The 24,940-nt window shown below is 62.9% G+C and carries 19 protein-coding genes; 7 read left to right on the forward strand and 12 right to left on the reverse strand.

Annotated features, from left to right (window positions below; genetic code table 11):
• Nucleotides 1-60 precede the first annotated feature (60 nt).
• The 3 genes from JQ597_RS31765 to JQ597_RS31775 all read right to left on the reverse strand — a co-directional run bounded on the left by JQ597_RS31765 (nucleotide 61) and on the right by JQ597_RS31775 (nucleotide 4,194).
• On the reverse strand, nucleotides 61-1,290 hold the full coding sequence (locus JQ597_RS31765; protein WP_212269374.1) for a tyrosine-type recombinase/integrase: 1,230 nt from the start codon (nucleotides 1,288-1,290) through the stop codon (nucleotides 61-63).
• A gap of 486 nt (nucleotides 1,291-1,776) precedes the next feature.
• Nucleotides 1,777-3,165 (reverse strand): MFS transporter, encoded by a 1,389-nt coding sequence (locus JQ597_RS31770; RefSeq protein ID WP_212269375.1) that lies wholly within the window; start codon nucleotides 3,163-3,165, stop codon nucleotides 1,777-1,779.
• 6 nt (nucleotides 3,166-3,171) lie between these two features.
• Nucleotides 3,172-4,194 carry an MBL fold metallo-hydrolase gene (locus JQ597_RS31775; protein ID WP_212269376.1) on the reverse strand — a complete coding sequence of 341 codons (1,023 nt, stop codon included), beginning with the start codon at nucleotides 4,192-4,194 and terminating at the stop codon, nucleotides 3,172-3,174.
• Nucleotides 4,195-4,381: 187 nt separating this feature from the next.
• On the opposite strand from JQ597_RS31775, the gene JQ597_RS31780 reads away from it, so the two are divergent.
• The 3 genes from JQ597_RS31780 (at nucleotide 4,382) to JQ597_RS31790 (ending at nucleotide 8,244) form a co-directional block, all read left to right on the forward strand.
• A complete protein-coding gene (locus JQ597_RS31780; RefSeq protein WP_212269377.1) occupies nucleotides 4,382-5,644 on the forward strand; it encodes an MFS transporter in 1,263 nt (420 codons plus the stop codon).
• Nucleotides 5,645-5,799: 155 nt separating this feature from the next.
• Complete coding sequence (locus JQ597_RS31785; RefSeq protein WP_212269378.1) at nucleotides 5,800-6,792, forward strand: Bug family tripartite tricarboxylate transporter substrate binding protein; 993 nt, start codon at nucleotides 5,800-5,802, stop codon at nucleotides 6,790-6,792.
• 183 nt (nucleotides 6,793-6,975) lie between these two features.
• Nucleotides 6,976-8,244, forward strand: a complete 1,269-nt coding sequence (locus tag JQ597_RS31790) for a S1C family serine protease (RefSeq protein ID WP_212269379.1) — start codon at nucleotides 6,976-6,978, stop codon at nucleotides 8,242-8,244.
• Nucleotides 8,245-8,268: 24 nt separating this feature from the next.
• Here the strand turns inward: JQ597_RS31790 and JQ597_RS31795 are convergent, their stop codons facing one another.
• Nucleotides 8,269-8,733 carry an Lrp/AsnC family transcriptional regulator gene (locus JQ597_RS31795; RefSeq protein ID WP_212269380.1) on the reverse strand — a complete coding sequence of 155 codons (465 nt, stop codon included), beginning with the start codon at nucleotides 8,731-8,733 and terminating at the stop codon, nucleotides 8,269-8,271.
• 160 nt (nucleotides 8,734-8,893) lie between these two features.
• On the opposite strand from JQ597_RS31795, the gene JQ597_RS31800 reads away from it, so the two are divergent.
• Nucleotides 8,894-9,907: a 1-aminocyclopropane-1-carboxylate deaminase gene (locus JQ597_RS31800; protein ID WP_212269381.1), complete on the forward strand. Its 1,014-nt coding sequence runs from the start codon at nucleotides 8,894-8,896 to the stop codon at nucleotides 9,905-9,907.
• Between the two features lie 15 nt (nucleotides 9,908-9,922).
• Here the strand turns inward: JQ597_RS31800 and recQ are convergent, their stop codons facing one another.
• From recQ to JQ597_RS31820, 4 genes are all read right to left on the reverse strand, one after another.
• Entirely contained in the window at nucleotides 9,923-11,785 is a 1,863-nt protein-coding gene (recQ, locus tag JQ597_RS31805; RefSeq protein ID WP_212269382.1) for a DNA helicase RecQ, read from the reverse strand.
• A gap of 81 nt (nucleotides 11,786-11,866) precedes the next feature.
• Complete coding sequence (locus JQ597_RS31810) at nucleotides 11,867-13,243, reverse strand: vWA domain-containing protein (protein WP_212269383.1); 1,377 nt, start codon at nucleotides 13,241-13,243, stop codon at nucleotides 11,867-11,869.
• A 5-nt stretch (nucleotides 13,244-13,248) separates the two neighbouring features.
• Nucleotides 13,249-14,199 carry an AAA family ATPase gene (locus JQ597_RS31815; RefSeq protein ID WP_212269384.1) on the reverse strand — a complete coding sequence of 317 codons (951 nt, stop codon included), beginning with the start codon at nucleotides 14,197-14,199 and terminating at the stop codon, nucleotides 13,249-13,251.
• A 108-nt stretch (nucleotides 14,200-14,307) separates the two neighbouring features.
• Nucleotides 14,308-14,940 carry an HAD-IA family hydrolase gene (locus tag JQ597_RS31820; RefSeq protein ID WP_212269385.1) on the reverse strand — a complete coding sequence of 211 codons (633 nt, stop codon included), beginning with the start codon at nucleotides 14,938-14,940 and terminating at the stop codon, nucleotides 14,308-14,310.
• A gap of 114 nt (nucleotides 14,941-15,054) precedes the next feature.
• On the opposite strand from JQ597_RS31820, the gene JQ597_RS31825 reads away from it, so the two are divergent.
• Complete coding sequence (locus tag JQ597_RS31825; RefSeq protein WP_212269386.1) at nucleotides 15,055-15,816, forward strand: S1 family peptidase; 762 nt, start codon at nucleotides 15,055-15,057, stop codon at nucleotides 15,814-15,816.
• 99 nt (nucleotides 15,817-15,915) lie between these two features.
• Here JQ597_RS31825 and JQ597_RS31830 read toward each other — a convergent pair whose 3' ends face one another.
• The 3 genes from JQ597_RS31830 to JQ597_RS31840 form a co-directional block, all read right to left on the reverse strand.
• Complete coding sequence (locus JQ597_RS31830; RefSeq protein ID WP_212269387.1) at nucleotides 15,916-18,138, reverse strand: acetate--CoA ligase family protein; 2,223 nt, start codon at nucleotides 18,136-18,138, stop codon at nucleotides 15,916-15,918.
• A gap of 197 nt (nucleotides 18,139-18,335) precedes the next feature.
• On the reverse strand, nucleotides 18,336-18,905 hold the full coding sequence (locus JQ597_RS31835) for a class GN sortase (RefSeq protein ID WP_212269388.1): 570 nt from the start codon (nucleotides 18,903-18,905) through the stop codon (nucleotides 18,336-18,338).
• Between the two features lie 118 nt (nucleotides 18,906-19,023).
• The gene (locus JQ597_RS31840) at nucleotides 19,024-21,246 is read right to left on the reverse strand and encodes a marine proteobacterial sortase target protein (protein ID WP_249148368.1); all 2,223 of its coding nucleotides are present in this window, start codon (nucleotides 21,244-21,246) and stop codon (nucleotides 19,024-19,026) included.
• Nucleotides 21,247-21,492: 246 nt separating this feature from the next.
• On the opposite strand from JQ597_RS31840, the gene JQ597_RS31845 reads away from it, so the two are divergent.
• Together JQ597_RS31845 and JQ597_RS31850 are read left to right on the forward strand one after the other, a co-directional pair.
• On the forward strand, nucleotides 21,493-22,257 hold the full coding sequence (locus tag JQ597_RS31845) for a helix-turn-helix domain-containing protein (protein ID WP_212269390.1): 765 nt from the start codon (nucleotides 21,493-21,495) through the stop codon (nucleotides 22,255-22,257).
• A gap of 175 nt (nucleotides 22,258-22,432) precedes the next feature.
• On the forward strand, nucleotides 22,433-22,642 hold the full coding sequence (locus JQ597_RS31850; RefSeq protein WP_192735591.1) for a cold-shock protein: 210 nt from the start codon (nucleotides 22,433-22,435) through the stop codon (nucleotides 22,640-22,642).
• Between the two features lie 212 nt (nucleotides 22,643-22,854).
• On the opposite strand, the gene JQ597_RS31855 is transcribed toward JQ597_RS31850, so the two are convergent.
• Nucleotides 22,855-24,402: an acyl-CoA synthetase gene (locus JQ597_RS31855; protein ID WP_212269391.1), complete on the reverse strand. Its 1,548-nt coding sequence runs from the start codon at nucleotides 24,400-24,402 to the stop codon at nucleotides 22,855-22,857.
• Nucleotides 24,403-24,940: the final 538 nt, after the last annotated feature.

Raw genomic sequence — 24,940 nt, forward strand, 5'->3', positions numbered from 1 at the left:
ATGCCTTGAAGTTTAGGCTGTCGCTCTTCGAACGAAACTGCCAAGGAGGCCGCGGTAAGGTCAAATCGCCCTCCGCAACGGCGTGATACCGGTTGCCGCGTCGGTCGGTTTGGCAGCGCAATACCGCGCCCAATCGGCCATGAGCCGTGCTCGCTTGGCGAACAAATCACCGCGTCGATAGGCGGCCTCCACCTTGTTGCCAATCACATGAGCCAATGCCATTTCGACCACATGATTAGGATAACTGGTCCGTTCCGCTGCCCAATCTCGAAATGTTGATCGGAAGCCGTGGACGGTAATGTCGAGTCGGCCCATCCGTTTCAGTACCTCGGCCATCGCCATATTGGAGATCGGAATACCCTCGCGCCCACCGGGGAATACAAAATCCCCCTTACGCGGTAGAGTTTCCAGAATTTCGAGGGCGCGGCTTGTTAGGGGCACGCGATGCTCTTTCTTGGCCTTCATGCGCCCGGCCGGGATGCTCCACAGCTTCGCGTCCAGATCCATCTCCGGCCAGCGGGCGGCGATGACTTCGCCAGTGCGGGCGGCATTCAGGATCGTGAACTCCAAAGCTCTCGCGCCGATGCCATCGCGAGCTGCGAGCTGAACCATAAACTCGGGTAGTTCGGTAAAGGGCAGCGCTGCGTGATGTTCGACCTTCGCAATCGTATTGCGCGCAGGCAGGGCGTGGATCAAGTTGCCGTCCCAGGCGGCGGGATTTTCTCCGCTGCGATAGCCGCGCGTCTTCGCAAAATCGAGAACAGCCTCGATACGGCCGCGCACCCGGCTCGCCGTCTCCGTCTTGCTGTACCAGATCGGCTCGATCGCTTTCAGAACCAACGCCTTGTCGATCGCTGCGACCGGCAGCTTTCCGAGCGCCGGATAGGTGTACATCTTCATTGTCGAGAGAAATTGCGCGGCGTGTTTGGCATTGTTCCATTTGCGCGAGTGGAACTTGTAGTATTGCTCTACGCATTCCCGAAAGGTGACGTTCGCGGCAGCTGCCAGGGCGTTCTCCGAAGTCTGCCTGACGCGTTCATCCTTGCGGGCATCGAGCGGGTCGATCCCGTCCGTCAACAGCTGCCTCGCCTTGCGCGCGCGCTCGCGGGCCTCGTCCAACGTGAAGTCGCTGACCGGCCCCAGGCCCATAGCCCGCTCGCGTCCGCCGCGCTCGTAGCGGAGCAGCCAAGAGCGGGCGCCGGTTGGCGTAACCTGTAGGTAGAGACCCTTACCGTCACCGTAACGGCCTGGCTCAGTCAGTTTGGCGACCTGCCTCGTGGTCAATGCCATCGCAATTGCCCCTCCCGCCTCGGTTCCAGACCCCCGGCTCGACTCCCGGCTCAGCCATGCCGGTGCTTACCGACCAATATCGGGTAAAAACGGGGGACTGCAAGGGAGGAAATCACTGCAGCGCAGGGGTTTTTGTAGTCTAGCCGCCGGTCTTTTTCGGGCCTCTTCGGGGCTTGCCGAACGCTAGAAAGGCGGCCACTCTCTCCGCCAGCCGCCTTCGCTTCGGCGCGGCATGCCCGCGATGAGCGCAAGCGACAGTGGGTGCCGCGCCATAGCTGCGGAGCAGCGACGGCGGGCTGATTCTTCCGCGATGCGCAGGCAATGCCGAGGAACCAACGCCGGAGCATTCGTCTTATTGGCGGATGAAGGCGTCGAAGTCTGCCACGACCGATATCATCGCCGGCCTTGCGCTCGCAATCGCGCTGGGCGCGACCGGCTATTACGGCTATTTGGCGTGGCTGCTGGTGTCGCCGGACTGAGCGTGGCCTACGCCTTGCCGATCTTGCGCGGTGCAAGCATCAACAGCCCCGCCGCGACAAATGCCAGTACCGCTGCCAGCTGAAACGTCTGCTGGAAGGCTTCAAAGAAGCCATGCGTCGCTTGCAGGATTTCGAACACCAGAAAGAAAACCGACGCCGCGGTCACGGTGCCCAGCGTTCTCGTGAGGAGCGCAAGGCTGCCCGCGACGCCGCGCTCCGTCAGCGGAAGTGTTGCAGTCACGATATCAGAATAGGCGAGCTGGAACAGGCCGAGCCCGATACCCTGCACGATCAGCCCTGTAACCCGCAGCGCTGTCGGGGTCTGCGCCGTCCATGCGCCCAGCAGCAGAAGCCCGGCGCCAATGATGGCGGCACCTGCGATGGCCAGCCGCTCCGATGAGAATAGCCGCCCGGTGAGGCGACCGCCGATCGGCGCTGCCAGTGCAGCGCCGGCCGCTCCAGCGGCCAGGATGGCGCCGCCCTCCGTCAGCGTGTAGCCGGGCATTCGCGCCAGATAATAAGGCACCAGCAGCCAGACGGAAAAGGCCGCGAGATTGGCCAGCACGCTGACAAGGTTGAGCAGCGTAAAGCCCGGCAGTTTGAGAACGTCCATTGCGATGATCGGACGCTCCGCGCGGGATTGGCGGAAGGCAAAGCCTGCAAACGCCACGACGGATAACAATCCGAGCCAGACGGCGGAAAACTCTCTGATGCGATTGATCGCCATCAGCATGGTCACCAGGCCCAGCGCCAATGCGATGCCGCTCGGAATGTCAAAGCGTTCGCTTGTCAGGCGCGGCGGCGCTATGGGCAGGCCGCGCAACAGCAGCAGTGCCGCGATCGCGATCGGAATTCGGAACCAGAACACCGCCGGCCAATCCCAGATCGCCGTCAAAGCGCCGCCGAGCAGGGGACCGAGCATCCAGCCCAATGCCATCATCATCGTGTAAATACCGAGCGCCCGGCTGCGTCGCTCCTCGCCGTAGAGCGACGTCACCAGTGCCACGCCGCAGCTCATCACAAGTGCCGCGCCGATCCCCTGCAGGCAGCGAAACACCAGCATCGCGCCGTAGCTGGGCGCACAGCTGACCAGAAGCAACGCCACCGCGCTGCAGATCAGGCCGGCCCGGTAGACGACCGCGTGACCGATGGTGTCGCCGATGCGCCCGAGCGCCAACAGCAGGCTGGCGTAGGTCAAGACGTAGCAGATCACCACCCACTGGATGTCGCCGATCGAAAGTTCGAAGCCGCGGGTGATGGCAGGGAAGGCAATATTGACTGACGTGTCGAGCTGCGCCGTCGCGGTGCCCAGCCCGATCATCGCGATCTGCCACCCCTTCGAGTGGAGCAGGCCGGCTGATGGGTTGGAAGGATTTGGTTCGGTTGCTGATGGCACGTTGTGTTACGCCGGTGCGAAGGTGATCGCACCATTAGCATCGACATCGCGCGTCAATCTGCCAATCGAAGCCAGCATGTTCAGATGCGCAAGCGACTCGCCAAAAGCCTGGCGCGGATTGGCGTACAGCACCCGCGGGAATACTTCCTGCGCAATCGCAAACGCATTCGTCTTGCCTGACACGACGGATGCCGCGTCGTCGAGCCGCGCCTGGTGATGTTCGCGCAGCTGGGCGAGCCGGGCATGCAGTCCGCGAAATGGCAGGCCGTGCGACGGCAGCACCAGCGTATCCGGCGCCAGCGCCTCGAGCCGCGTCAGCGCTTCCAGGTACTCCTTCATCGGGTTGGCTTCCGGCTGCGCCGATGGCACGATCACCGACGGCGCCATGTGCGACAGGATCTGGTCGCCGGCGATCAGGAGCTTGTCGCTCTCGCAATAGAACATCGCATGTTCGGGCGAATGGCCGCCCGCCGTGATCGTCAGCCACTCGCGCTGCCCCATGGCGATCACATCGCCGTCCCGGATGCGAATGAATTCGCGCGGCGGCCGCAGGCCAAGATATTTCGATGGGCGCTGCGCTTGGATGATCCTGACGGCGTCCTCGTCGGAGGCACCGTTCCGCGTCATGAAGGCGGCAAAATGCTCGTCCGGAGCCTCTTCGCGCTCATGCCACATCTTCCAGCCGCTGAGCCATTCGGCGAGCGGCATGCGCACCGTGCATTTCATTTCCTTCACCAGATATCCGGCGAGGCCGAAATGATCGAGATGGGCATGCGTGAAGGTGAGGTTCTGCAACGGACGGGCGCGCAATAGCCCGCGCCAGAGCCTGTCCCAGATCTCAAACGTGTCGTCGGTGTTCAGCCCGCAATCGACCAGCGTCCATCCCGGACCGTTGTCGAGCAGCCAGCAATTGACGTGATTGGGAATCGTCGGCATCGGCAGCCGCACCCAGAACAATCCGGGCAGCACATCGGTCAATTCGCCATAGGCCGGCGGGCGCTGGACCGTGAATTTCAGATCATCGGACATTCGTTTCCCCTGCCACGGAGCTTACGCGATTTCGCGGGGGCAGCAACGCCGAAGGGATTTTCATGCCTCCCATGCGGCTGCAGGCAGCAAAATCTTCCACCCGGCCCTTGAGAAACAGTCGTTTTTCCTAGAGAAGGTGACGGGCAGTCACGCGCGGCGCCCCGAGGTCAGTTGGGCAAGAACAAGAATGGACGCACTGAACCCCCAATCAGGGCTCAAGCCGGAAGCGGATCCCGCGCAGGACCTCGACCGGCGCGCACGTCGCAATCTCCTGCTGCTGGCTTGTTGCCAGGCGGTCGGCCAGTCCTGCAACACCATGATGTTTGCGGCGACGGGGCTGTCCGTCATCACCTTCTATCACCATCCAGAGTTCGCCAACCTGCCGGTCACGATGCAGCACCTCGGCGTCATGATCTGGGTATTCCCGGCGGCGCTCCTGATGCAGCGGGTCGGCCGCAGCATCGGCTTTCGCGTCGGCTCGCTGTTCGGCATGGCCGGCGCCATCATCATGTGCACCGGACTATACACCGCCAACTTCATGGTCATGTGCGCCGGCGGCCTCATCCTCGGCTACGCGGTAGCCTGCCTGCAGATGTACCGGTTTGCCGCGGCGGAATTGGTGCCGATCCATTACCGCGCCAAGGCGATTTCGTGGGTCACGGCCGGCGGCGTCGCCGCTGCGGTGATCGGCCCCAGCCTCGTGCGCGTGACGCATGATCTGGTGATGCCGCTGTATCTTGCGACCTATGCCGCCATTCTCGGCCTGCATGTGATCGTCTTTGCGGTGATGTCCTTCATCACCTTCCCCTCGGTCTCGGCTTCGGCCGCTGCCGAGGGTACAGCCGTCTCTTCAGCGCCTCCGCGTCCGCTGTGGGTGATTGCCAGCCAGCCGCGCTTCATCGCCTCAGTCATCGCCGGCATGCTGGCGTTCGGCACGATGTCCTTCATCATGAGCGCTTCACCGCTGGCCATCGTCGGCTGCGGGTTTCCGCACGCGGAAGCCCACTGGGTCATCTTCATGCATGTGCTTGGCATGTTCGTGCCGTCGTTCTTCACCGGCAATCTGATCAACCGGTACGGCGCCACGACTGTGATGGCCTGGGGCGTCATGCTGATGCTGGCCGGCGTTGCTGCCGCGCTCGCCGGGCTGAGCGAATGGAATTTCCGGATCGCGCTCACCGTCAACGGCGTCGGCTGGAATTTCCTGTTCGTCGGCGCCACAACTGTCGTGACGACCTGCTACCGCCCGAGCGAGCGCGGCAAGACCCAGGCGCTCAACGATCTCCTGGTTTTCAGCACGACCGCGACGTCGAGCTTCATGGCTGGGTTTCTGCAGGATCGCTGGGGCTGGCATCCGCTCAACTGGTTTTCGGTTCTCCTGATGCTGGCCGCCGCCGCCGCCGTCATATGGCTTCGCTATCAGCGTCCGACATTGAGCCCGGCGCACTAGGAATTCCCGCATCGCTTTGTATTTGATTTGCTGACGCACAATCAGCATGATCTGACGCCATGCGAGGCGGCGCTGCCTGCTGCAGTGCGGCGTCGCAAGCGCGTGCACGACCGCAAACATGCGGCATGACAAGAAAAACCAGGGAGGACGCCGTTGTGATCAATCGGCTTTTTAGAAGCGCGCTTACGGGCTTTGGCCTCTTGCTTGGCGCGCTTGCGACGCAGGCCCAAGCGCAATCGCCCTCCAAGACTATCACGCTGGTGGTGCCTTATGCGGCAGGCGGCGGCACCGATACCGTGGCACGTCTCATCGGCGAGCGGATGTCGGGCACGCTAGGCCAGACCGTCATCATCGAGAACGTGGTCGGAGGCGGCAGCACGCTGGCCAATGACCGTGTTGCCCGGTCGGCACCTGACGGCTCCACCATCCTGATCAATCACGTCGCGCTGCTGGCGGCGCCCAGCCTGTTCATCAATCTGCGCTACGACACGGCAACCGCATTCGAGGCGGTCGGCCTCGTCAACAACGCGCCGATGGTGTTGATCGGCCGCAAGTCGATCCCCGGCGCGGGACCGAAGGACTATGTGTCCTGGATCAAGGCGCAGGGCGACAAGGCGAACTTCGCGCATGGTGGTATCGGCACCAACAGTCATTTGTGCGCAGTGATGATGGGCAATGTGCTCGGCTTCAAACCGACCGTCGTGGCTTATCGCGGGTCAGGTCCGGCCATTGGCGATATGCTGGCCGGGCAGATCGATCTGCTGTGGGATCAGGTGACCAACGCGCTGCCGCAGATTCAAGCCGGAACGCTGCACGGCATCGCCATTACGTCGCCAAAACGGCTTGAACAGTTGAAAGACGTGCCGACCACCGCCGAGCTCGGCATGCCCGAGGTCAGCTACACGATGTGGCATGGCCTCTACGTGGCCAAGGGCACGCCCAAGGAAACCGTCGGCGCGCTGAATTCGGCGCTCCGCAAGGCGCTGTCCGACTCGGTCCTGCTGGAGAAGCTGACGCAGCTTGGCACGCTGCCATTCCCTGAGAACGAGTTGACGCCCGAGGCCCATGCGCGCCTGTTCGCCGCCGACCTGCCACGGGTGTCAAAGCTCGTTGAAAGCTCGGGAATAAAGGCGAGCGAAGCGAAGTAGGGCGGCGCGCCTCGCAGTTCAATTTCCGGATTGACACGCGGGAGTTGAAAGAACAAAATAGGAACATGTGGGGTTTTGGGCTGCACTTCGCCGGTCGCGGTGACGCGGCGCTGAAGATTCGAGCAGCTCTTGCGGATTAATTTCAAAGCCTCCTATGATGGACCTTCATTTGAGTGGATGGTGATGAAGTTTGCAATCGGAGCGATTGTTGCGGCGTCTTGCCTGATTGCGACGCCTTCAACCTCGGATGCGCGTGGCCCTTACGGCTCGATCAATGTCGGTAACTGGAAGGGCGGAGCCTATACCCACGACCAGAGTGGCGCTTTCACGCATTGCGCGGCGGGGGCGCAATACGCCAGCGGCATCTATTTTGCCGTCACGATCGACAATAAAGCGGGATGGAGTCTGGGGTTTGCCCACGAAGGGTGGGCGTTTGCGAACGGACAGGCATTTCCGATTGTCCTGACGTTTGATGGTCAGACGCCGTTCAATGTCCATGGCGTTCCGCTCTCCGACAAACTGCTCCAGGTGCCGATGCCGGATAACTCGGCGCTCATTGCGCAATTCCGCAAGGCCAAGACGATGACGGCCTTTACGCAAGGGCAGCTTTTCCAGTTCAAGCTCGATCAGACCGCGCAATTGTTGCCCGCGCTCGCCAATTGCGTGGCTACCGTCAAGAAAGGCGGCGTTGCTGCCGCCGGCGAGTTCGCGGTCGCCCCGAAGCAAGTTGCGGCGGCCGGGCCGGCACAACCGAACGCAGCGCCGCCGAAGGGCAGCAGATCTGTCAACCAAACGGGTACCGGCTTCGTCGTCAGCGCCACCGGGCACGTTGTCACCAATCAGCACGTGATCAATGGCTGCGTTGGCGACATCCTCGGAAATTTGACCGGCGAGGCTCCGCTCAAGCTGCGTCTCGTTTCGAGCGACGAAACCAACGATCTCGCACTGCTGCAGGCGCCGAGCGCCTTCAAGGAAGTGGCGACAATTCGGGGCAAGGCGATCCATTCGGGCGACACCGTCGTTGCCATCGGCTATCCGTTCCACGGCCTGTTGTCCTCCGATTTCACGGTAACCACCGGGATTGTAAGTTCCCTGAGCGGCATCATGAACGATACCCGCTTCCTGCAGATCAGCGCGGCGGTTCAGCCCGGCAACAGTGGCGGGCCGCTGCTGGACACCAGCGGCACGATCGCCGGAATGGTGGCAGCAAAACTCAATGCGTTGAAAGTTGCCAGGGCCACCGGCAACATCCCCGAGAACATCAATTTCGCGATCAAGACCGGCGCGCTGCGGGACTTCCTGGACAACAGCGTCGTGCCCTACCAGACCGCCGTCGAGGCAAAGGCCGAGCTGAAGACGTCCGATATCGCGCGCAATGCAAGGGCGTTCACGCTGCTGATTTCCTGCACGGCGACCGAACAGAGCGCGAGCGCGAAAAAATCAAACGAGTGATCCGCTCCTCGCCAAAACGCCTTCTCAAAAATCCAGCGGCGCGTTGTCGACGACTTCCTTCATGACGAAGAAGGTCCGCGTCTGGCGCACGCCGGGCAGCGCGATCAGCTGCTCGCCATGGATGCGGTTGAAATCCTCCATGTCGCCAACGCGGATCTTGAGGAAATAATCGAAATCGCCGGCCACCAGATGGCAGTCGAGAACGAATTTCAGTTGCGCAATCGCCCGCTCGAACGACGCAAAACTTTCCGGCGTGGAGCGGTCGAGCACGACGCCGACCATGACCAGCGCGCCCTTGCCGACCCTGCGCGGCGCCACCATGGCGCGGACCGCGCTGACAAAGCCGTCGTCGAGCAGGCGCTGGGTGCGGCGATGGCAGGTAGCCGGGCTGACCCCGACCGCTTCGGCCAGTTCGGCATTGCTGAGCCGCCCGTTATTCTGCAGCAAACGCAACATCTTGAGGTCGATGCGGTCCAGTCGGTTGCTCACGGAAGAATCTTTCATAAAATCGTCAATGGATGGACGAAAACTACCATTTATGATCCATCTAGCAACCAATCTGTCAAAATCCGGAAACAACTTAGAGAGCACCTTTCCGTCGTCTGATGATAGGCGTTCCCGCAAGATCAGACATCAACGGGGATGACGCATGCTGGAAAAATTCGAACGCTATCCGCTGACATTCGGGCCAACCCATATCGAGAAGCTGGAGCGGCTGACGCAGCATCTCGGCGGCAAGGTCGAGCTCTACGCCAAGCGCGAGGACTGCAATTCGGGGCTCGCCTTCGGCGGCAACAAGCTGCGCAAGCTCGAATACATCGTGCCCGATGCGATCGCTTCCAACGCCGATACGCTGGTCTCGATCGGCGGCGTGCAGTCCAATCACACCCGCATGGTTGCGGCGGTCGCGGCCAAGATCGGTATGAAATGCCGCCTGGTGCAGGAAAGCTGGGTGCCGCATGAAGACGCCGTCTACGACCGCGTCGGCAACATCCTGCTCAGCCGCGTGATGGGCGCCGACGTCCAGCTGGTGGATGAAGGTTTTGACATCGGCATTCGCCAGAGTTGGGAAGAGGCGATCGCAGACGTGAAGGCCAAGGGCGGCAAGCCCTATGCGATCCCGGCCGGTGCGTCCGTGCACAAATATGGTGGACTCGGCTATGTCGGTTTCGCTGAAGAGGTCCGCGCCCAGGAAAAGGAACTCGGCTTCGCCTTTGATTACATCGTGGTCTGCACCGTCACCGGCTCGACCCATGCAGGCATGCTGGTCGGATTTGCCAAGGACGGCCGCGCGCGCAAGGTGATCGGCATCGACGCCTCGTTCACGCCCGATCAGACCAAGGCCCAGGTGCTCGACATCGCCCGCAACACGGCTTCCCTGGTTGAACTGGGCAAGGAGATCGTCGAGGACGACGTTGTGCTGATCGAAGACTACGCCTATCCCGCCTATGGCGTTCCCTCGGAAGAGACCAAGGAAGCAATCCGGCTTTGCGCGCGGCTCGAAGGCATGATCACCGACCCGGTCTACGAGGGAAAATCCATGCAGGGCATGATCGATCTCGTGAACAAGGGCTATTTTCCCAAGGGATCGAAGGTGCTGTACGCCCATCTCGGCGGCGCGCCCGCGATCAACGGGTACGCCTACACGTTCCGCAATGGCTAACGCGGCCGTGAGTGCTTAGTGCTCCGCGGCCTTCACCAGCGCGATCAACTCGTCGCCATAGTGCTCGAGCTTCTTGTCGCCGATGCCGGGAATGTTACGCAGTTGGTTCAGCGTCGCCGGGCGGGAAGCGGCGATGCCGTCGATGGTCGAATCGTGCAGCACGACATAGGCTGGCACGCCGCGTTTACGCGCAATCTCGGAGCGCCAGGCCCGCAGCGCGGCCTGCAGGCCTGCATCGGCGGGCGCACCTTCTCCGGTAGCCCGCGGCGCCAGATCGCCGCGCCTTGATTTGGTTCGGCTGGCGCGAAGGCGGGTGCCGGCGGGCGCCTCGCGCAACATCACCTCGGTCTCACCTTTCAGCACGCCGCGCGCGCTTTCCGTCAGCTTCAGCGCGCCAAAGGCCTCGCTGTCGGCATGGAGGTGGCCCATGGCGACGACTTGCCGGATCGCGGCGCGCCATTGCTTCTCGTTGAGTTCGGCGCCGATGCCGAACACGGATATCTTGTCATGGCCGAATTGCGTGACACGCTCCGTCATGAGGCCGACCAGCACATCGATCAGGTGCATGGCGCCGAAGCGCTGTCCGGTGCGATAGGCGCAGGACAATATTTTCTGCGCGATCACCTTGCCGTCGAGAAGCTGTGGCGGTGAAAGACAATTATCGCAATTGCCGCAATTGCCGGCGCTGACCGCTTCGCCGAAATAGCCGAGCAGGCGGCTGCGCCGGCAGCCCGCGGTCTCGGCGAGGCCGACCAGCGCATCGAGCTTGCCGACCGACACGCGCTTGAATGCGTCCGAGCCGGTGGATTCGTCGATCATGCGGCGCTGTTGCACGATATCAGACAGGCCATAGGCCATCCAGGCGCTGGAAGGCTTGCCGTCGCGGCCCGCGCGCCCGGTCTCCTGGTAATAGGCCTCGATGCTCTTCGGCAAATCGAGATGCGCCACGAAGCGCACGTCGGGCTTGTCGATGCCCATGCCGAACGCGATGGTGGCGACGATCACGACGCCGTCTTCGTTGATAAAGCGATCCTGGTTGCGGGAACGCAGACCGGCGTCGAGGCCGGCGTGATACGGCAGCGCCGGCACGCCGGCCTTGTTCAATGCCGCGGCGGTGTCCTCGACCTTGGCGCGCGACAGGCAATAGACGATGCCGGCGTCGCCGGCATGTCGCTCGCTGATGAAGGCCTTGAGCTGGGCGGGCGCGTTCTGCTTGTCAACGATCTCATAGCGGATATTCGGGCGGTCGAAACTGGCGACAAAGCGCGGCGCATCGGTAAGTTTGAGCCGCTCGGCGATCTCCTGGCGCGTGAGGTCATCGGCGGTGGCGGTTAGCGCGATGCGCGGCACATCGGGGAAACGCTCGGCGATGACGGATAGACCAATATATTCGGGGCGGAAGTCGTGCCCCCATTGCGACACGCAATGCGCCTCGTCGATTGCAAACAGTGCGATCCTGGCGCGGGCAAGCAGGCCGAGGCAGCGCGGCGTCAACAGCCGCTCGGGCGCGATGTAAAGCACGTCGAGATCGCCGGCCAGTAGCCGCTGTTCGACGGCATTGGCTTCCTCATACGACAGCGTCGAATTCAGCACCGCTGCCTTGACGCCGGCTTCGAGCAGGCCGGCGACCTGGTCGCGCATCAATGCGATCAGCGGCGACACCACAATGCCGCAGCCTTCGCGCAACAACGACGGCAGCTGATAGCACAGCGACTTGCCGCCGCCGGTCGGCATCAGCACCAGGCAGTTGCCGCCGTCCGTGACGTGCCGGACGATCTTTTCCTGCTCGCCCCGAAAGGCCGGCAGACCGAACACAGAGTTCAGCACGGACAGCGCGTCAGGGGCTTTGTCCGGCTTGCGGTTAAGGGCTGCTTCCATATCGGCTTCAAAACGGGGTGAACAGGCGGGAATCGGGTGCGCGAGACGAACAATACAGGATTCCGGCGCCCGAGGGTGGAACTACTGGTAACTTGCCACGATATCCGACACTGCGCGTTCCAGCTGTTGCGCGGTCGCGCATTGCCGCACCACAGTGCAGAAGGTCGAATAACGCGGCATTTCCGAGTCGCCCCAGCCCCAGGCCATGCGCCCTTCGGGGTTGAGCCACACCAGCCGCTTCGATCGCTCGCCGATACGGCGAAGGATATCCGCGCGAGGATCGAGATTGTTGCTGCGGGCGTCGCCGAGGATGATCACCGTGGTCTGCGGCGTGATAGCGTTCATCCATTCGTGCTCGAAATCGGCAAAGGAATTACCGTAATCCGACGAGCCGAAGCCGACCTTGGACATGATCTCGGCCATCGCCTCTTCCGGCGATTTCGATTCCAGGATGTCGCTGACCTCGATCAGGTGTCCGGAAAAGGCGAACGAGCGGACGTCCGAGACCACTTCGTGCAGGCTGTGGATCAGCAGCAGAAAGAAATCGGATACCCGCGCCACCGAACCCGAGACGTCGCAGAGTGCGATGATTTTTGGCTTGTCGCGGTGGCGTCGTTTCCATGCGGTGAGGAACGGCACGCCGCCCCAGGCGGCGTTGCGCCGGATGGTCCGGCGTACGTCGAGATGGCCGCGGCGCTGGCGCTTGCGCGGCTTGCTGTAACGCTCGCGCAGGCGGCGAGCGATCTGGCGGATCAGAAGCCGCATCTGCTCGACCTGACGCGGCTCGATCCGGGACAGCGGCGCGTTGCGCAAAATCTCGTTGCGCAGGTTCTCGGCTTCCTCGCGGCCGTACAGCATCAAGGCCTGCGAGACGGTCTCGCGCACGGTGTCGCGCAAGCCGTCGAGTGCTGCCTGCAGCCGTTCCGCGAGTGCGGGGTTGGTCGCCGTCAGCGCGTCGAGGTCGTCGCGCAGGCGCTGGATGCCCATCTGGTCGAGAATGCGGCCCGAGAAGATGCCGCGCTGCGTGAAGTAGCGGATGTCGGACAGCGACGCGGCATTTGAAGCGTTGGCGATGGCAGCCGCCATCGCGTTGCGGTCCTGCGACAGCAGCATCTGCGCGAGCTGGCCGAGATCCTGCGCCTGGTCGCCGCCTTCGGCGTCGCCTTGCGCATCGGACGCTGCACCGGATTCCGGCGTGTCGGACTTATCCGTCTCGCTCTCGTCGGAAGGTGGTGGCGCCGGCTCAGGCTGATCGAAGAACAGATCAAAACAGGCGCCGAGCGCCTTCTTTTCGTCCTGGGTCTTGGCGAGCGTGAGGAGGAACGTGTCCCGCAGCACTGTGCGGTCGCTGAAGCCGACCTTGGAAACCGCGCGCATCGCATCGATGCTTTCGGCCGGCGAGAGCCTGACGCCTGCGCCCCGCGCCGCACGAAAGAAGCGATGCAGGTTTTCTCTCATCCGCTTTATCCGAAGACGACGCTCTGCCGCGATGTCTTGGCGATGAAGGTGGATACCTGGGGCAGTGTGGCCTCGATATCCGCCTCGTACTTCAGCAGCACGTTGAGCGTATCCTTGACGATCTCGCTGCCGAGTTCGGGCGCCTGCAACAGCACCAGCACCCGTGCCCAATCGATCGTCTCGCTCACCGACGGCAGTTTCTTCAGGTCCAGCGAGCGAACCTCGTGGATGAAGCCGACCATCTGCTTGCGTAGCGTCTGCGAGATGCCGGGCACCCGGCTTTCGACGATGCGCTCCTCCAGCTTCTGCTCGGGGAAGCCGATGTGCAAATGGAGGCAGCGCCGCTTCAGCGCGTCGCCGAGATCGCGTTCGCTGTTCGAGGTCAGGATCACGGTCGGCGCGGCGACCGCGGTAACGGTGCCAAGTTCCGGAATCGTGACCTGGAAGTCGCTGAGGATTTCCAGCAGCAGCGATTCGAATTCGGCATCCGACTTGTCGATTTCGTCGATCAAGAGCACGCAGCCCGCGGGTTGCTCCAGTGCCTGCAGCAGCGGCCGCGGTTCGACGAATTCCTTGGAGAAGAACACGTCGCCGAAATCATGCAATTGCGCCAGCGCGTCATGCAGCGTTTCGGCGCCGCCGAGCACTTCACCGAGCTTGTCCTTCAGGATCTGCGTGTACAGAAGCTGCTTGGCGTATTTCCACTCATAGAGCGCCTTGGCTTCGTCCAGGCCCTCGTAGCATTGCAGGCGGATCATCTTCAGCCCGCGCCACGCCGCGATTGCCTTCGCAAGCTCGGTCTTGCCGACGCCGGCGGGACCTTCGACCAGGATGGGTTTTTCTATTTGTTGCGATAGATAGACCGCGGTCGCGATCTGCCGGCTCGCAATATAGCCCTGCGCGGCGAGGCCGCTTTCCACTGCCTCGATCGAGGCGGTCGGCCCTTTTTCAGCCACGGGTTTCAACTCCGAAATGCACTGGATTTCAGAGTGTTCTGCCTGCGTTCCCGGCAAAGAACAAGCCTCGTTTGGTCATACGGAGACGGCAAATTCGGCTAATTCCGCCTAGCGCAATGTGAGCCCGGTCGCGGCCTCAAGCTCCGTGATCGCCTGCGCCGCATTGAGGACCTTGATCGTGGTCATGCCGATCTGCCGCGCCGGCTTCAGGTTGACGCCGAGATCGTCGAGATAGACGCAGTTTTTGGGATCGACCTGCAGCGCCTCGACCATCATCTGGTAGATGCGCGGGTCGGGCTTGCGCAGGCCGATCTTGGCGGACTCGATGACGTGATCGAACAGCACCATGACCTCGGCGACATAGAGCGACCGGCCGCTGCGGCTCCCGATCGCGTTGGCCGGAAGATTGTTGGTGATGCAGCCGGTCTTGAATTTGGCCTTCACGCGTTTGAGCGCCTCGACCATTTCGGGGCGCAGATCGCCCGAGAGCAGAGGCAACACATCCCTGCCGCGGACCTCGGCGCCCAGCGCCTTCGATTCCGTCGCGAACAGCGCATCAAAGGTTTCGATGTCGACTTCGGCGCGTTCGAATTTCGCCCAGGCGTTTTCCAGATGATTGGCCGCGTTGGTGCGCCGGATGATGTCGGCGGGCAACCCGCGTTCGGTCTCGAACCGCGAGAATGCCTCGAACGGCGAAGTGGTCAGCACCCCGCCGAAATCCCAGATCACCGCCTCGACCATTATTTCCCCGCCATATCAATACGCGACGGGGGAGCGGCTAACACGGAATGCCCTTCGGGGCCAGTCCGATCCGCGGCTTGGCGATGTCGGTTGGGCGGGGTATTGCATGCGGCCATGAAAGTCCTCGCTCGAATAATTGCCAGTCTCGTGTTGCTGGTGGCCGCGCCCGCTCACGCCATCGTGGGCGGTGGCGCGCCATCTGCCGACGGCGTCGGTCGTTCGGTCGTCACCATTGTCGGTTCCCGCGGCAACTTCTGCACCGGCGCGGTGATCGCGCCCAAGATCGTGCTGACCGCGGCACACTGCGTGCAGCCCGGCGCCGATTACAAGATCGTCGAATATGGCGCGGACAAGCAGCCATCGTTGCAGGACGTCAAGAGCGTCGCCATTCATCCCGGCTTCAAGATGCAGGCGATGCTGGCGCATCGGGCGACGGCGGATGTGGCGCTGCTGCAACTGGGTTCACCCGTCAAAGGCAAGACGCCGTCGACGCTCGGCATGCCCACCATTCCCATCATCGTCGGCAGCCGCTTTACGATCGCCGGCATCGGCGTCACGACGCGCGGCGACGGCAAGAGTGGCGGCACCATCCGCGCCGCCGGTTTGGTCGCAACCGGCAAGCCGGGGACGCTGCAGATTCGGCTGGTTGATCCGGTGGGCCAGGGCACGCGCGACGGGCTTGGCGCCTGCACGGGAGACTCTGGTGGGCCGGTGTTCGAGGACAAGCCATCAGGTCCGGCCATCGTCGGCGTCGTCAGTTGGTCGACCGGACCCAATAGCTCGGCCGGTTGCGGCGGGCTCACCGGCGTCACGCCGCTGACGCTCTACCGCGACTGGCTGGTGCAGACCGCGCGGCAATGGGGCGCGGGGTTGTGAGCCCAACTGTCATTGCCGGGCTTGACCCGGCAATCCATCCCCTTCAAGCGATTCATTTTTGATGGATGCGCGGGTCAAGCCCGCGCATGACAAGGGAGCCTAATGCCCCGCCGCCTTGTTCGCCGCGGCGTTGTTGAGCACGATCAATCCGTCGACGGCGACGCCGACCTTGCTGTTGATCAGGAACGGATTGACGTCGATCGACGCAATGCGGGTTCCCGCGTCCGCCATCAGATTGGATAGCCCAACCAGCGCCTTCACCGCGGAAGCCTCGTGCAGCGCGGGCTTGCCGCGATAGCCCTTCATCTTGACGCCGGCCTTGGTCTTGCCGATCAGCTGTTTCGCCTCTTCTGCATCGAGCGGCGCGCCGGCAAGCGCGACGTCCTTCATCAGTTCGATATCGACACCGCCGGTGCCGAACAGCACCACGGGGCCCATCTCGGCATCAAGCGAGGCGCCGACCACGAGTTCGAGGTCGGACTTGACCTGCTGCGCGATCAGAATGCCTTCGAGCTTCGGCTTGTTCTTCAGCTTCTTGACCCGCGCGGTGATGTCGTTGAACGCCTTCTTCACCTCGGCGGCATTGTTGATGTTCAGCACGACACCGCCAATGTCCGACTTGTGCAGGATCTCGGCGCTGACCACCTTGGCGACGACGGGGAAGCCGATCTTCTTGGCGATCTTCACCGCGTCCGCCGCGGTCTGCGCGATCTCTTCCTTTGAGACGGGAATGCCATAGGCCTTCAGCAGTTTTTTCGAGGCGACTTCGTCGAGCGCCGCGGCGCCGTTGGCGCTTCTTAGCGTCTTCTCCAGCACGGCACGGGCGGAAGCCTTCGAACTCGACGCGATCTCCGGCACGACCTTGCGCAGCGAGGCATATTCGATCAACGACTTGATCGCGCCCACCGCGCGGTCGAGGCCCTGCATCACCGCGATGTTCGGCAGCGACTTGCGCAAGCCCTTGGTGAACTCGGTAAAGCCGATCGACATCGCGCTGATGTAGACCACGGGCTTGCTGGCGGCGCCCGCCATGTCGTTGACGATGCGCAGATTGCGCTCGCGCAGTTCATGCGGCGCCTTCGGCAGTTCGGCGTCGATGATGACGATATCGGTGTCGGGATCGTCGATCATGATCTTGATCGACTGCATGTAGACGGAGGGATCGACCACGGCGGCAAATCCGGCGTCGAGCGGATTGCCGACGATGCTGCCCGGTCCGAGCATCTTTGTGAGTTTCTCGGTCGCGTCCGCGCTCAGCGGCGCGAAGTTGAGCCCGGCTGAATCGAACGCGTCGATCAGCAGGCCGCGCTTGCCGCCCGATAGCGATACCGCGGCGAGGCGATTGCTCTTCGGCGGTTCGGCATGCACGAAACATTCGGTGGTCTCGATCAGTTCATCGAGGCCGCGAACGCGGATCACGCCTTCGCGGGTCGAGATCGCGTCGAAGGTTTGGATGGAGCCGGCGAGCGCGCCGGTATGCGCCATCGCGGCGGCACGGCCGCCCTCGGAGGCGCCGAGCTTGAGCGCGATCACGGGCTTGCCGGCGGCGCGTGCGGCCTTGCAGGCCTCGCGGAACACCTTGGTGTTTCGCACGCCTTCGAGATAGACCACGATCACGCGGATCGAAGGATCGGCCGCGAAATAGGCCATCAGGTCCGGCGTCTCGAGCCCGGTCTCGTTGCCGGTCGTGACCATGTAGCCGACGCCCACGCCGCGATCTTCCAGCGCCTGCCGGATCGCCATCACGATCGCGCCGGATTGCCCGGCGATCGCGACGGGGCCCGCTTCCATGGTGACGATGCGGTCATCGATATTGGTGAACAGGTTTTCGCCCGCGCTCAGATTGCCGAGGCAATTCGGGCCGGTCACGGCAAGGCCGGTTTCACGCACCGCCTCTTTCAATTCGACCGCCAGCCGTTGGCTTTCCGCGTCCTGCAACTCGCTGAAGCCCGAGGTGACGATGGTGGCGGAACGGGCGCCGGCGGCTGCGGCGTCGCGGATCACCTGCACCGCGAAACGGGCCGGCACCAGCACCAGCACGTGGTCGGGTTTCTCCGGCAGGCTGGCGAAATCCTTGTAGCAGGGCACGCCCCAGATCGTTTCGCGCTTGGCGTTAACAGGGAACAGCTTGCCCTTGTATTGGTACTGGACGAGATTGTTCCAGATGCGCTCGGCGTAGTTGCCGGGCTTGTCGGTCGCGCCGACCAGCACGATGTTGCGCGGGTGCAGCATCGCATGGATGCTCTTGACGATGTCGCTGGCGTCGGACGAGGGCGACCAGGTTTCGGCCGAATGCGACGCGTTGACTACCCGAGCTTCCATGGAGCGTGCCCTTACCTTGTTGTTTCCTTTGGCGGACGGCGATCGAGCGATCGCTTCGGCCATGCGTTTTCATTCTTTTTATTGAGACTTGAGGAGGGTGGCAACACGCGTTGACCCGATAGCGCCCTTCGCGCAGCGCACGATATCCCGGCAGGCGGAGTATTCATCGTCGCCCCGGGATTGACGGGCGGATGAACTCAGGGAACAGGCCCGATCAAGATGGCGTGCAGGAGATAGCGATCCGGCCCCGGCGTCAACGCCTCGAACGGCCAGCAGGTCGACAGCACCAGCTCATATCCGTCGCGCAACGGATCGATGCCCGAAGCGTCGAAACGAACGATCGAGGTCGAATCCGCGCGATATCGGAATTTCTTGCCGTCGCGGCGCGTGACGTCGATCTCGTCGCCGACGGCGACATTTTGCAGGAAGCGGAAGTGCGTATCTCGGTGCGCAGAGTAGACGGCCACGCCGCGCTCGCCCGCATCGGGTGTGTTCTCGACATGACCCGGCCCAAACGCGAGCGCCTGGCCGCTGCTGCCGGCCAGCACGACGGTGCTGGCATGGATCCGCCTCACCTCGATGCGGGCCACCGGCCAGGTATCCGCCCATGACCACGGTTTTGTTTCGCGGCCGGTGGCGATGGTTTCGGTGAAGGCGCGCTCGAGCAGGATTTGCGCGAACAACGCCTTGGCGTGGATGTAGCCGCCCTGGCCGAACAGGATGAGGCCGGTGACGGCGAGGAGGAGAGGGAGGATGAAGCGGCGCATTCTTCGGTGTTCTCGTCGCAATGACGGTTCGAAAAAAGTCGCGCGCGCGACCCTGGGGGACGGAGGGCCGCGCGCGCATTCGGGAGGAGCTTGGGGGGCCTCCTCCGTCAAGGGGGCGTCAGGGGATCAACGCCTGGCGCCGATTGAACGCGAACAGGACCAAGCTGAATATGAGGAAGATCACACCCAGGATCATTTTCAGCTCGGCGTCGGTCGCCGTCTTCGGGAGCTGGACCGTGCTCGGCGCTGCCGTGACCGCAGGGGCCGCGCGTTTCAATGCCGCAACCTGAACCCTGGCCTCGCCGGCCTCGGCGCGACGTTCCATCGGCGTGACCGGCAGAAGCGGGCGTTCACCGAACACTTTGGCGAAATCCCAACCGGCCGGCAGGTTGATCGGCAGTTCCGAGACTTTCAGCGGTTCGCCTTCGGGACGGCTCGGCGTCTTGTCGACCGCGACGAGACTGGTCAGCCGCGTCACCAGTTGATGATCGAGTGCGAGCGCGAGGATGGTCTTGTCGGCATCCTCCGGGCTCTCCTGCCGCGTGGTGCGCGCAACTTCGGCATCGGTAATCTTGCGCCGCGCCCATAGTTTCGACAGGCCCTTGCCCTCGGCCGCATTCGCCAGCGGAAGCGTCACCACCCACGGACGGTCACCGATCCGGCCCTTGATCTCGACCGAGCCGGCCAGCTTGTCGAGCTTGGCGGCAAGAATCAGCGGCTCATCGCGGTAGAGGTCCGGGATCGCCGACGGCGTGATGTCGGCCGCAGCATCGGAGAATTTGGCAGTGAGGTTGGTCACCGCGGGATTCTCCAGCTTGGAAAACAGCCCGCGCATGCGCTCCTCGACCTGTTCCACCGAGCCGATATGGGTGAAGGCGCCGCGGCCGAGTTCGGCGGCGCGCGTCATCAGATGGGTGTTTGGCGCGGAGCCGATGCCGACCATGAAGATGCGCGAGCGGCCACGCAACGCGTTGATGGTCTCGAACAATTGCTGCTCATTGCCGATCGCGCCGTCGGTCAGGAACACGACCTGACGGACATAGTTGGTATCGCCGCCGGCGGCCGTGTCGCTGAGCGCGGCGCGCATCGCCGGCACCATTTCGGTGCCGCCATTGGCTTGCAGCGCGCCGACGAACGCGGTGGCCTGACCGACACGCTCGCGGTCAGCCGGCACCGAGGCCGGGAACAGCATCTCCATGGTATGATCGAAGCGGATCACGTTGAAGCGGTCGGTGGGTTGCAGGCGGGCGAGTGCGTAAGTGAGGCTGGCCTTGGCCTGGATGATCGAGACGCCGCCCATCGAGCCGGAATTGTCGATCACGAAGATCACCTCGCGCGGCAGCGGCTTCCTGTCGTTCTGTTCGACCGAAGGCGGCGTCACGAAGGCGAGCAGATAATCATTGCCGCCGACATGTTCGCGAAACAGGCCGACCGACGGCGCCTTCTCCGCGGCGGGCTTCCAGGTCAGCTCGAAATCGCGATCCGCAGGCACCGCGCCTTCGGCGAGCTTGATAATGCGCGTGCTGCCGTCGGGGCTTTCGGTCTTGATGGCGTGATGATGGCTCTTGATCTCGCCGAGCGGGAAGCCGGCCTGCAGCCGCACGGTGATGGTGGTCGGATTGACCGGCGCGTTGGTCGCGGGGTCGAGCACTTGCGGAGAGATGCGGTCGCGGTCCGGCACCGGATCGGATTTGCTGGCGCCCCAGCCGCCGCCACCGGGCCGGAAGTCGACGCTCTGCACAACGGGTGCGGGATTGTAGCGCGGCCCCACCACCATCGGCAGCCGCAGCGAGAATTCATTGCCGCTCTGTTGCACCGGTTCCTGATACTCGATCTGCACCAGCACGGTTTCGCCGGGACCGATATTGGCGACCGAATTGGTGAAGATGTTCGGCCGTTCCTGTTCGGTCAGCGCCGCCTTCTGTCCGTTACGTGCCGCCTGCTCATAGATGATGCGGGCCTGTTGCCGCTCCTTGATGTCGCCGACGATGACGCGGTCGCCGACCACCATCTTCAGCGTATCGACGGCGCCGCCGGACGGCAGCGGATAGACGTAAACCGCCTCGACCCAGTTTTGCGTCGGGTTGCGGAAAACCTGCGTGACGCGGGCGCGGACCGTGGGGCCGGACACGGTGATGTCGACATCGATGCCGAGCCGCGAGGCGTCGGCGTAGCCGTCCTCGGTCTTCAGCAGCAGCGAGCCGGAGCGGGCGTCGCCTGGCTTGAGAAAGGCGGTCTGCGTGCGCTCGGCGGACCAGGCCGGCAAACTCAAAAATAAGGCCGCAAATCCGATCAGGAGTGCGGCGGCGCCTTCAAAGGCGAAGAACAGTATTACGCGCATTTTGCGCGACAGGCGCGCACGCCTGTCGGGCTGGATTTCACCGCAGATCGTCATTTCCTTCACTCCCGTGCGACGTGTTCGTCGTGGGAAGGAATCTCCGGTAACGCGCTGACTGGCGCGAGCGGAATGATCGGCATTGTTCAGCCCGACGCCAGCGCCGTGCGCCACGGCAGGGGCGGCTTTGTGCGGGTTTGTGATGGATTGTGCGTCTGGTAGACTGCCCAAACAGGCCGAACAGGGGTGACGATGCCGACGCCGGACAAGCAGCTTTCCGCCGAACAAAGCCGGCAGATCGCCGATACCATTCGGGAAGAGATCGCCCGCCGCCGCATCTCCCGCCAGTCGCTGGCCGAGCTCGCAAAACTCAGTCTTTCGACGCTGGAGAAGGTGCTCGGGGGCCGCCGTCCGTTCACGCTCGCGACCACGGTCCGGCTCGAACAGGCGCTCGGCGTATCCCTGCGCAAGACGCCTGACGCGCCGGCGCCGGCCGCGCCGGTCAATGGCGACATCGCGCCGGATGGGTTGGGCGCCTATTCGCGCCGCGCGGTGGCGTGGATTGAAGGCGCCTATGTCACGATACGGCCGTCGTTCGGCGACAAGGACGCGATCTTCGCCTACCGTACCGAGATTGTTTGGAGTGATGCGGCCTCGTCGCTCGTGTTCCACGAAGGCGAGCGGCAGGATGCCTTGTACACCCAATTCGGCGAAGTCGCGGTGCCGAACCAGTCCGGCCACATCTATCTCGTCACCAACCGGAACGGTCAGCATCGCCTGATCACGGTGGCGCGCGTGGCCATATCTGGCGAAATGTACGGTATCATCACCACGCTGCTGGCGGGGCGCGGTTCCATGCTGACGCCGATTGCTGCTCCGATCGCCTATGTGCCGATCAAGATGGTCGCAAACCCGAGTTTTGGGCGCATTTCGTCCGATAATGTCAATTATGCGCTGTATAGCGAGCGTCTGCGGCGGACGATCGACGAGCCGTTTGCCATGTTTTTACCCGGTTAACTGTTGCGCCCTTGTATTTGCCGCAATCGTCGCCTATATCCGGTCTATTCGAATTGTCGTTTGCCTTGTTGACTACGCCGACACCGGCCCATCCCCAAGACATCGTTGAAATCGGATCAAGCTCACGCGGAGGTCGTGTGAGCAAAGCGCATTTGCGCATCTTGGAGATAGTTACATGGCTACCGGAACAGTTAAGTGGTTTAACGCGACCAAGGGTTTTGGCTTCATTCAGCCCGACGATGGCGGAACGGACGTGTTCGTTCACATCTCGGCTGTCGAACGCGCAGGCCTGAGCTCGCTCAACGAAGGTCAGAAGATCTCGTTCGAAGCGAAGAAGGACCCGATGCGCGGCAAGACCAGCGCTGAGAACCTTCGCGTCGACTAAAGATATTTTTGACGCGTTTTCTGCCGCAGATAAGTCTACGCAATCTGCGTAAACTTGATTGCTATGCGAACCGGGTATCCGCTTCGCTTGAAAACGCTTTGAAGGTTGCTGCTGATTACGGATTACCACGGATGTACTGGGATCCTCTAATCAGCCTCTGAGACAAGAGCCCGCCGGTGATGAACCTGCGGGCTTTTCGTTTGTCGGCGCGATCACGAGGCAATGGCCTTGTCGGTCGGCTTCGAAACGCTGAAATTCTTTCGCAGCGTCGGCTTGTGAATCTTTCCCGTCGCGTTGCGCGGCAGGGCATCGACGAACTCGATCAGCCGCGGGCATTTGAACCGCGCCAGATTGGCCTGGCAATGCGCGTGGATTTCGTCGGCTGAAAGCGTATGGCCGGGCTTGATCGCGACGATCGCCATGCCGACCTCGCCCCATTGCTCGTTCGGGATGCCGATCACGGCGGCTTCGGCAATGGCCGTCAGTTGATGCAGCACGCTCTCGACCTCGGCCGGATAGACGTTCTCGCCGCCGGAGATGTACATGTCCTTCCAGCGGTCGACGATGTAGTAGAAACCCTCTTCGTCGACGCGCGTGGCGTCACCGGTGTGCAGCCAGCCGTCGGTGAAGGATGATTGGTTGGCGTCCGGCCGGTTCCAGTATCCGGGCGTGACGTTCGGTCCCTTGACCCAGAGTTCACCGAGTTCGCCGACATCGGCGTCCGACCCATCAGGACGAACGATCCGGACTTCCGTATGCAGCACCGGCTTGCCGGAGGAGCCGGCCTTGCGCGCGGCGTCCTCCTTGTCGAGCGTCAGCACCGCGGGGCTGGTCTCGGTCATGCCGTAACCCTGCTGCAGGGCGACGCCGCGGGCTTCCCATATTTTCAACAGCGGCACTGGCATCGGCGCGCCGCCGACACCGCCGATCACGAGCCGGCTGAAATCGGCTGCAGCAAACGACGGATGCTGCGACATGAACTGGTAGATCGCAGGTACGCCGAAGAACTGGTTGATGCCTTGGGAGGGATCGCTGATCAATTGCAGCGCGAGCGCAGGATCGAACGCGCGCATGATCAGCACGGTGCCGCCGGCGTGCAGCACGGGATTGGTGTAGCAATTCAGCCCGCCGGTGTGGAACAGCGGCAGCACCGTGAGCAGCACCGACGACGGCGAGATGTACGCGGGACCGCCGAGATTGACGCAATTCCAGAACGTCATGCCGTGGGTGATGATCGCGCCCTTCGGCTGGCCCGTGGTGCCCGAGGTGTACATGATGGTCGAGATGTCATCGAGCGTGACCATCTCCGCGCGATCGAGTGGTTTTGACGCCGCGATCGCCGCCTCATAGGAGCCACCAGGACCGAGCAGCAGTGCCGATGAAACGTTGCAGAGTTTGGCGACCGATAGCGCGACCTCGGCAAGATCGGTGTCGTGGATCATGACTTTTGGCGAGGCATCGCCGACAATGAACTGCAGCTCGGGAACGGTGAGGCGGGTGTTGAGCGGCAGGAACACGGCGCCGATCCGGAAGCAGGCGAACTGCACCTCCAGCGTATCGGTCGTGTTCAGCGCCAGCACCGCGACCCGGTCGCCGCGCGCGATCTTGAGTTTGTCGCGCAGATGCGTGGCGAGCAGCGAGACTCGCGCATCAAACTCCGCATAGGAAAGCCGGCGCTGGCTGGCGAGGTCGATCGCCGCGATTTTATCCGGCGTGCGGCGGCCGAAATGGGCGATCCAGTCATAATAGCGGACGGACAAGGTTTCCTCCTGACGTCCCGCGGTTCTTGCGCCGCTGGTTTTGCTTGATGGCATTCTGTTTAGCAGATGAGCGGTCATAGGGGATGTTGTCTTGCGTGGAGTGGCTGGGGTGGGGCGATTCGGGCGGGCGACGGGCTCCATCCACCGTCATTGCGAGGAGCGTAGCGACGAAGCAATCCATCTCGCCGCGCAAAGGAAGAATGGATTGCTTCGCTTCGCACGCAATGACGGAAGACACCTTCGCGATCTCGCGTCGCGAAGCGACCGAGGCTTGCTATCGAATTTCCTTAACCCTCCAAACAGAGGGTGCAGGGAATGCCGGGTGCGCGCTGCACCCGCGGTCTCGTGTGCAAACTGTGCAAAAAAGTGCGCACATGAGCATACAGGGCAGCGGAGGCATCCGACATTCCCTGCGCAATGGCTTTACGGCTTATATCGTGCTCTCCCCGGTCGGGCCGGGCTCGTTGTCACCGTCACCCCCTTGGAGCGTTAGCCCTTCGGGAGCTTGACGCCAGCATACGGGGCGTCAGGACCACAC

It is taken from the genome of Bradyrhizobium sp. AUGA SZCCT0177 (genome assembly GCF_018130125.1).
GTDB lineage: Bacteria > Pseudomonadota > Alphaproteobacteria > Rhizobiales > Xanthobacteraceae > Bradyrhizobium.

Bases quoted from the DNA above. Each gene is read 5' to 3' on its own strand.
- JQ597_RS31765 (WP_212269374.1), bottom strand. From the start codon at position 1,290: ATGGCATTGACCACGAGGCAGGTCGCCAAACTGACTGAGCCAGGCCGT.
- JQ597_RS31775 (WP_212269376.1), bottom strand. From the start codon at position 4,194: ATGTCCGATGATCTGAAATTCACGGTCCAGCGCCCGCCGGCCTATGGC.
- JQ597_RS31780 (WP_212269377.1), top strand. From the start codon at position 4,382: ATGGACGCACTGAACCCCCAATCAGGGCTCAAGCCGGAAGCGGATCCC.
- JQ597_RS31790 (WP_212269379.1), top strand. From the start codon at position 6,976: ATGAAGTTTGCAATCGGAGCGATTGTTGCGGCGTCTTGCCTGATTGCG.
- JQ597_RS31800 (WP_212269381.1), top strand. From the start codon at position 8,894: ATGCTGGAAAAATTCGAACGCTATCCGCTGACATTCGGGCCAACCCAT.
- recQ (WP_212269382.1), bottom strand. From the start codon at position 11,785: ATGGAAGCAGCCCTTAACCGCAAGCCGGACAAAGCCCCTGACGCGCTG.
- JQ597_RS31810 (WP_212269383.1), bottom strand. From the start codon at position 13,243: ATGAGAGAAAACCTGCATCGCTTCTTTCGTGCGGCGCGGGGCGCAGGC.
- JQ597_RS31820 (WP_212269385.1), bottom strand. From the start codon at position 14,940: ATGGTCGAGGCGGTGATCTGGGATTTCGGCGGGGTGCTGACCACTTCG.
- JQ597_RS31825 (WP_212269386.1), top strand. From the start codon at position 15,055: ATGAAAGTCCTCGCTCGAATAATTGCCAGTCTCGTGTTGCTGGTGGCC.
- JQ597_RS31830 (WP_212269387.1), bottom strand. From the start codon at position 18,138: ATGGAAGCTCGGGTAGTCAACGCGTCGCATTCGGCCGAAACCTGGTCG.
- JQ597_RS31835 (WP_212269388.1), bottom strand. From the start codon at position 18,905: ATGCGCCGCTTCATCCTCCCTCTCCTCCTCGCCGTCACCGGCCTCATC.
- JQ597_RS31840 (WP_249148368.1), bottom strand. From the start codon at position 21,246: ATGCGCGTAATACTGTTCTTCGCCTTTGAAGGCGCCGCCGCACTCCTG.
- JQ597_RS31845 (WP_212269390.1), top strand. From the start codon at position 21,493: ATGCCGACGCCGGACAAGCAGCTTTCCGCCGAACAAAGCCGGCAGATC.
- JQ597_RS31850 (WP_192735591.1), top strand. From the start codon at position 22,433: ATGGCTACCGGAACAGTTAAGTGGTTTAACGCGACCAAGGGTTTTGGC.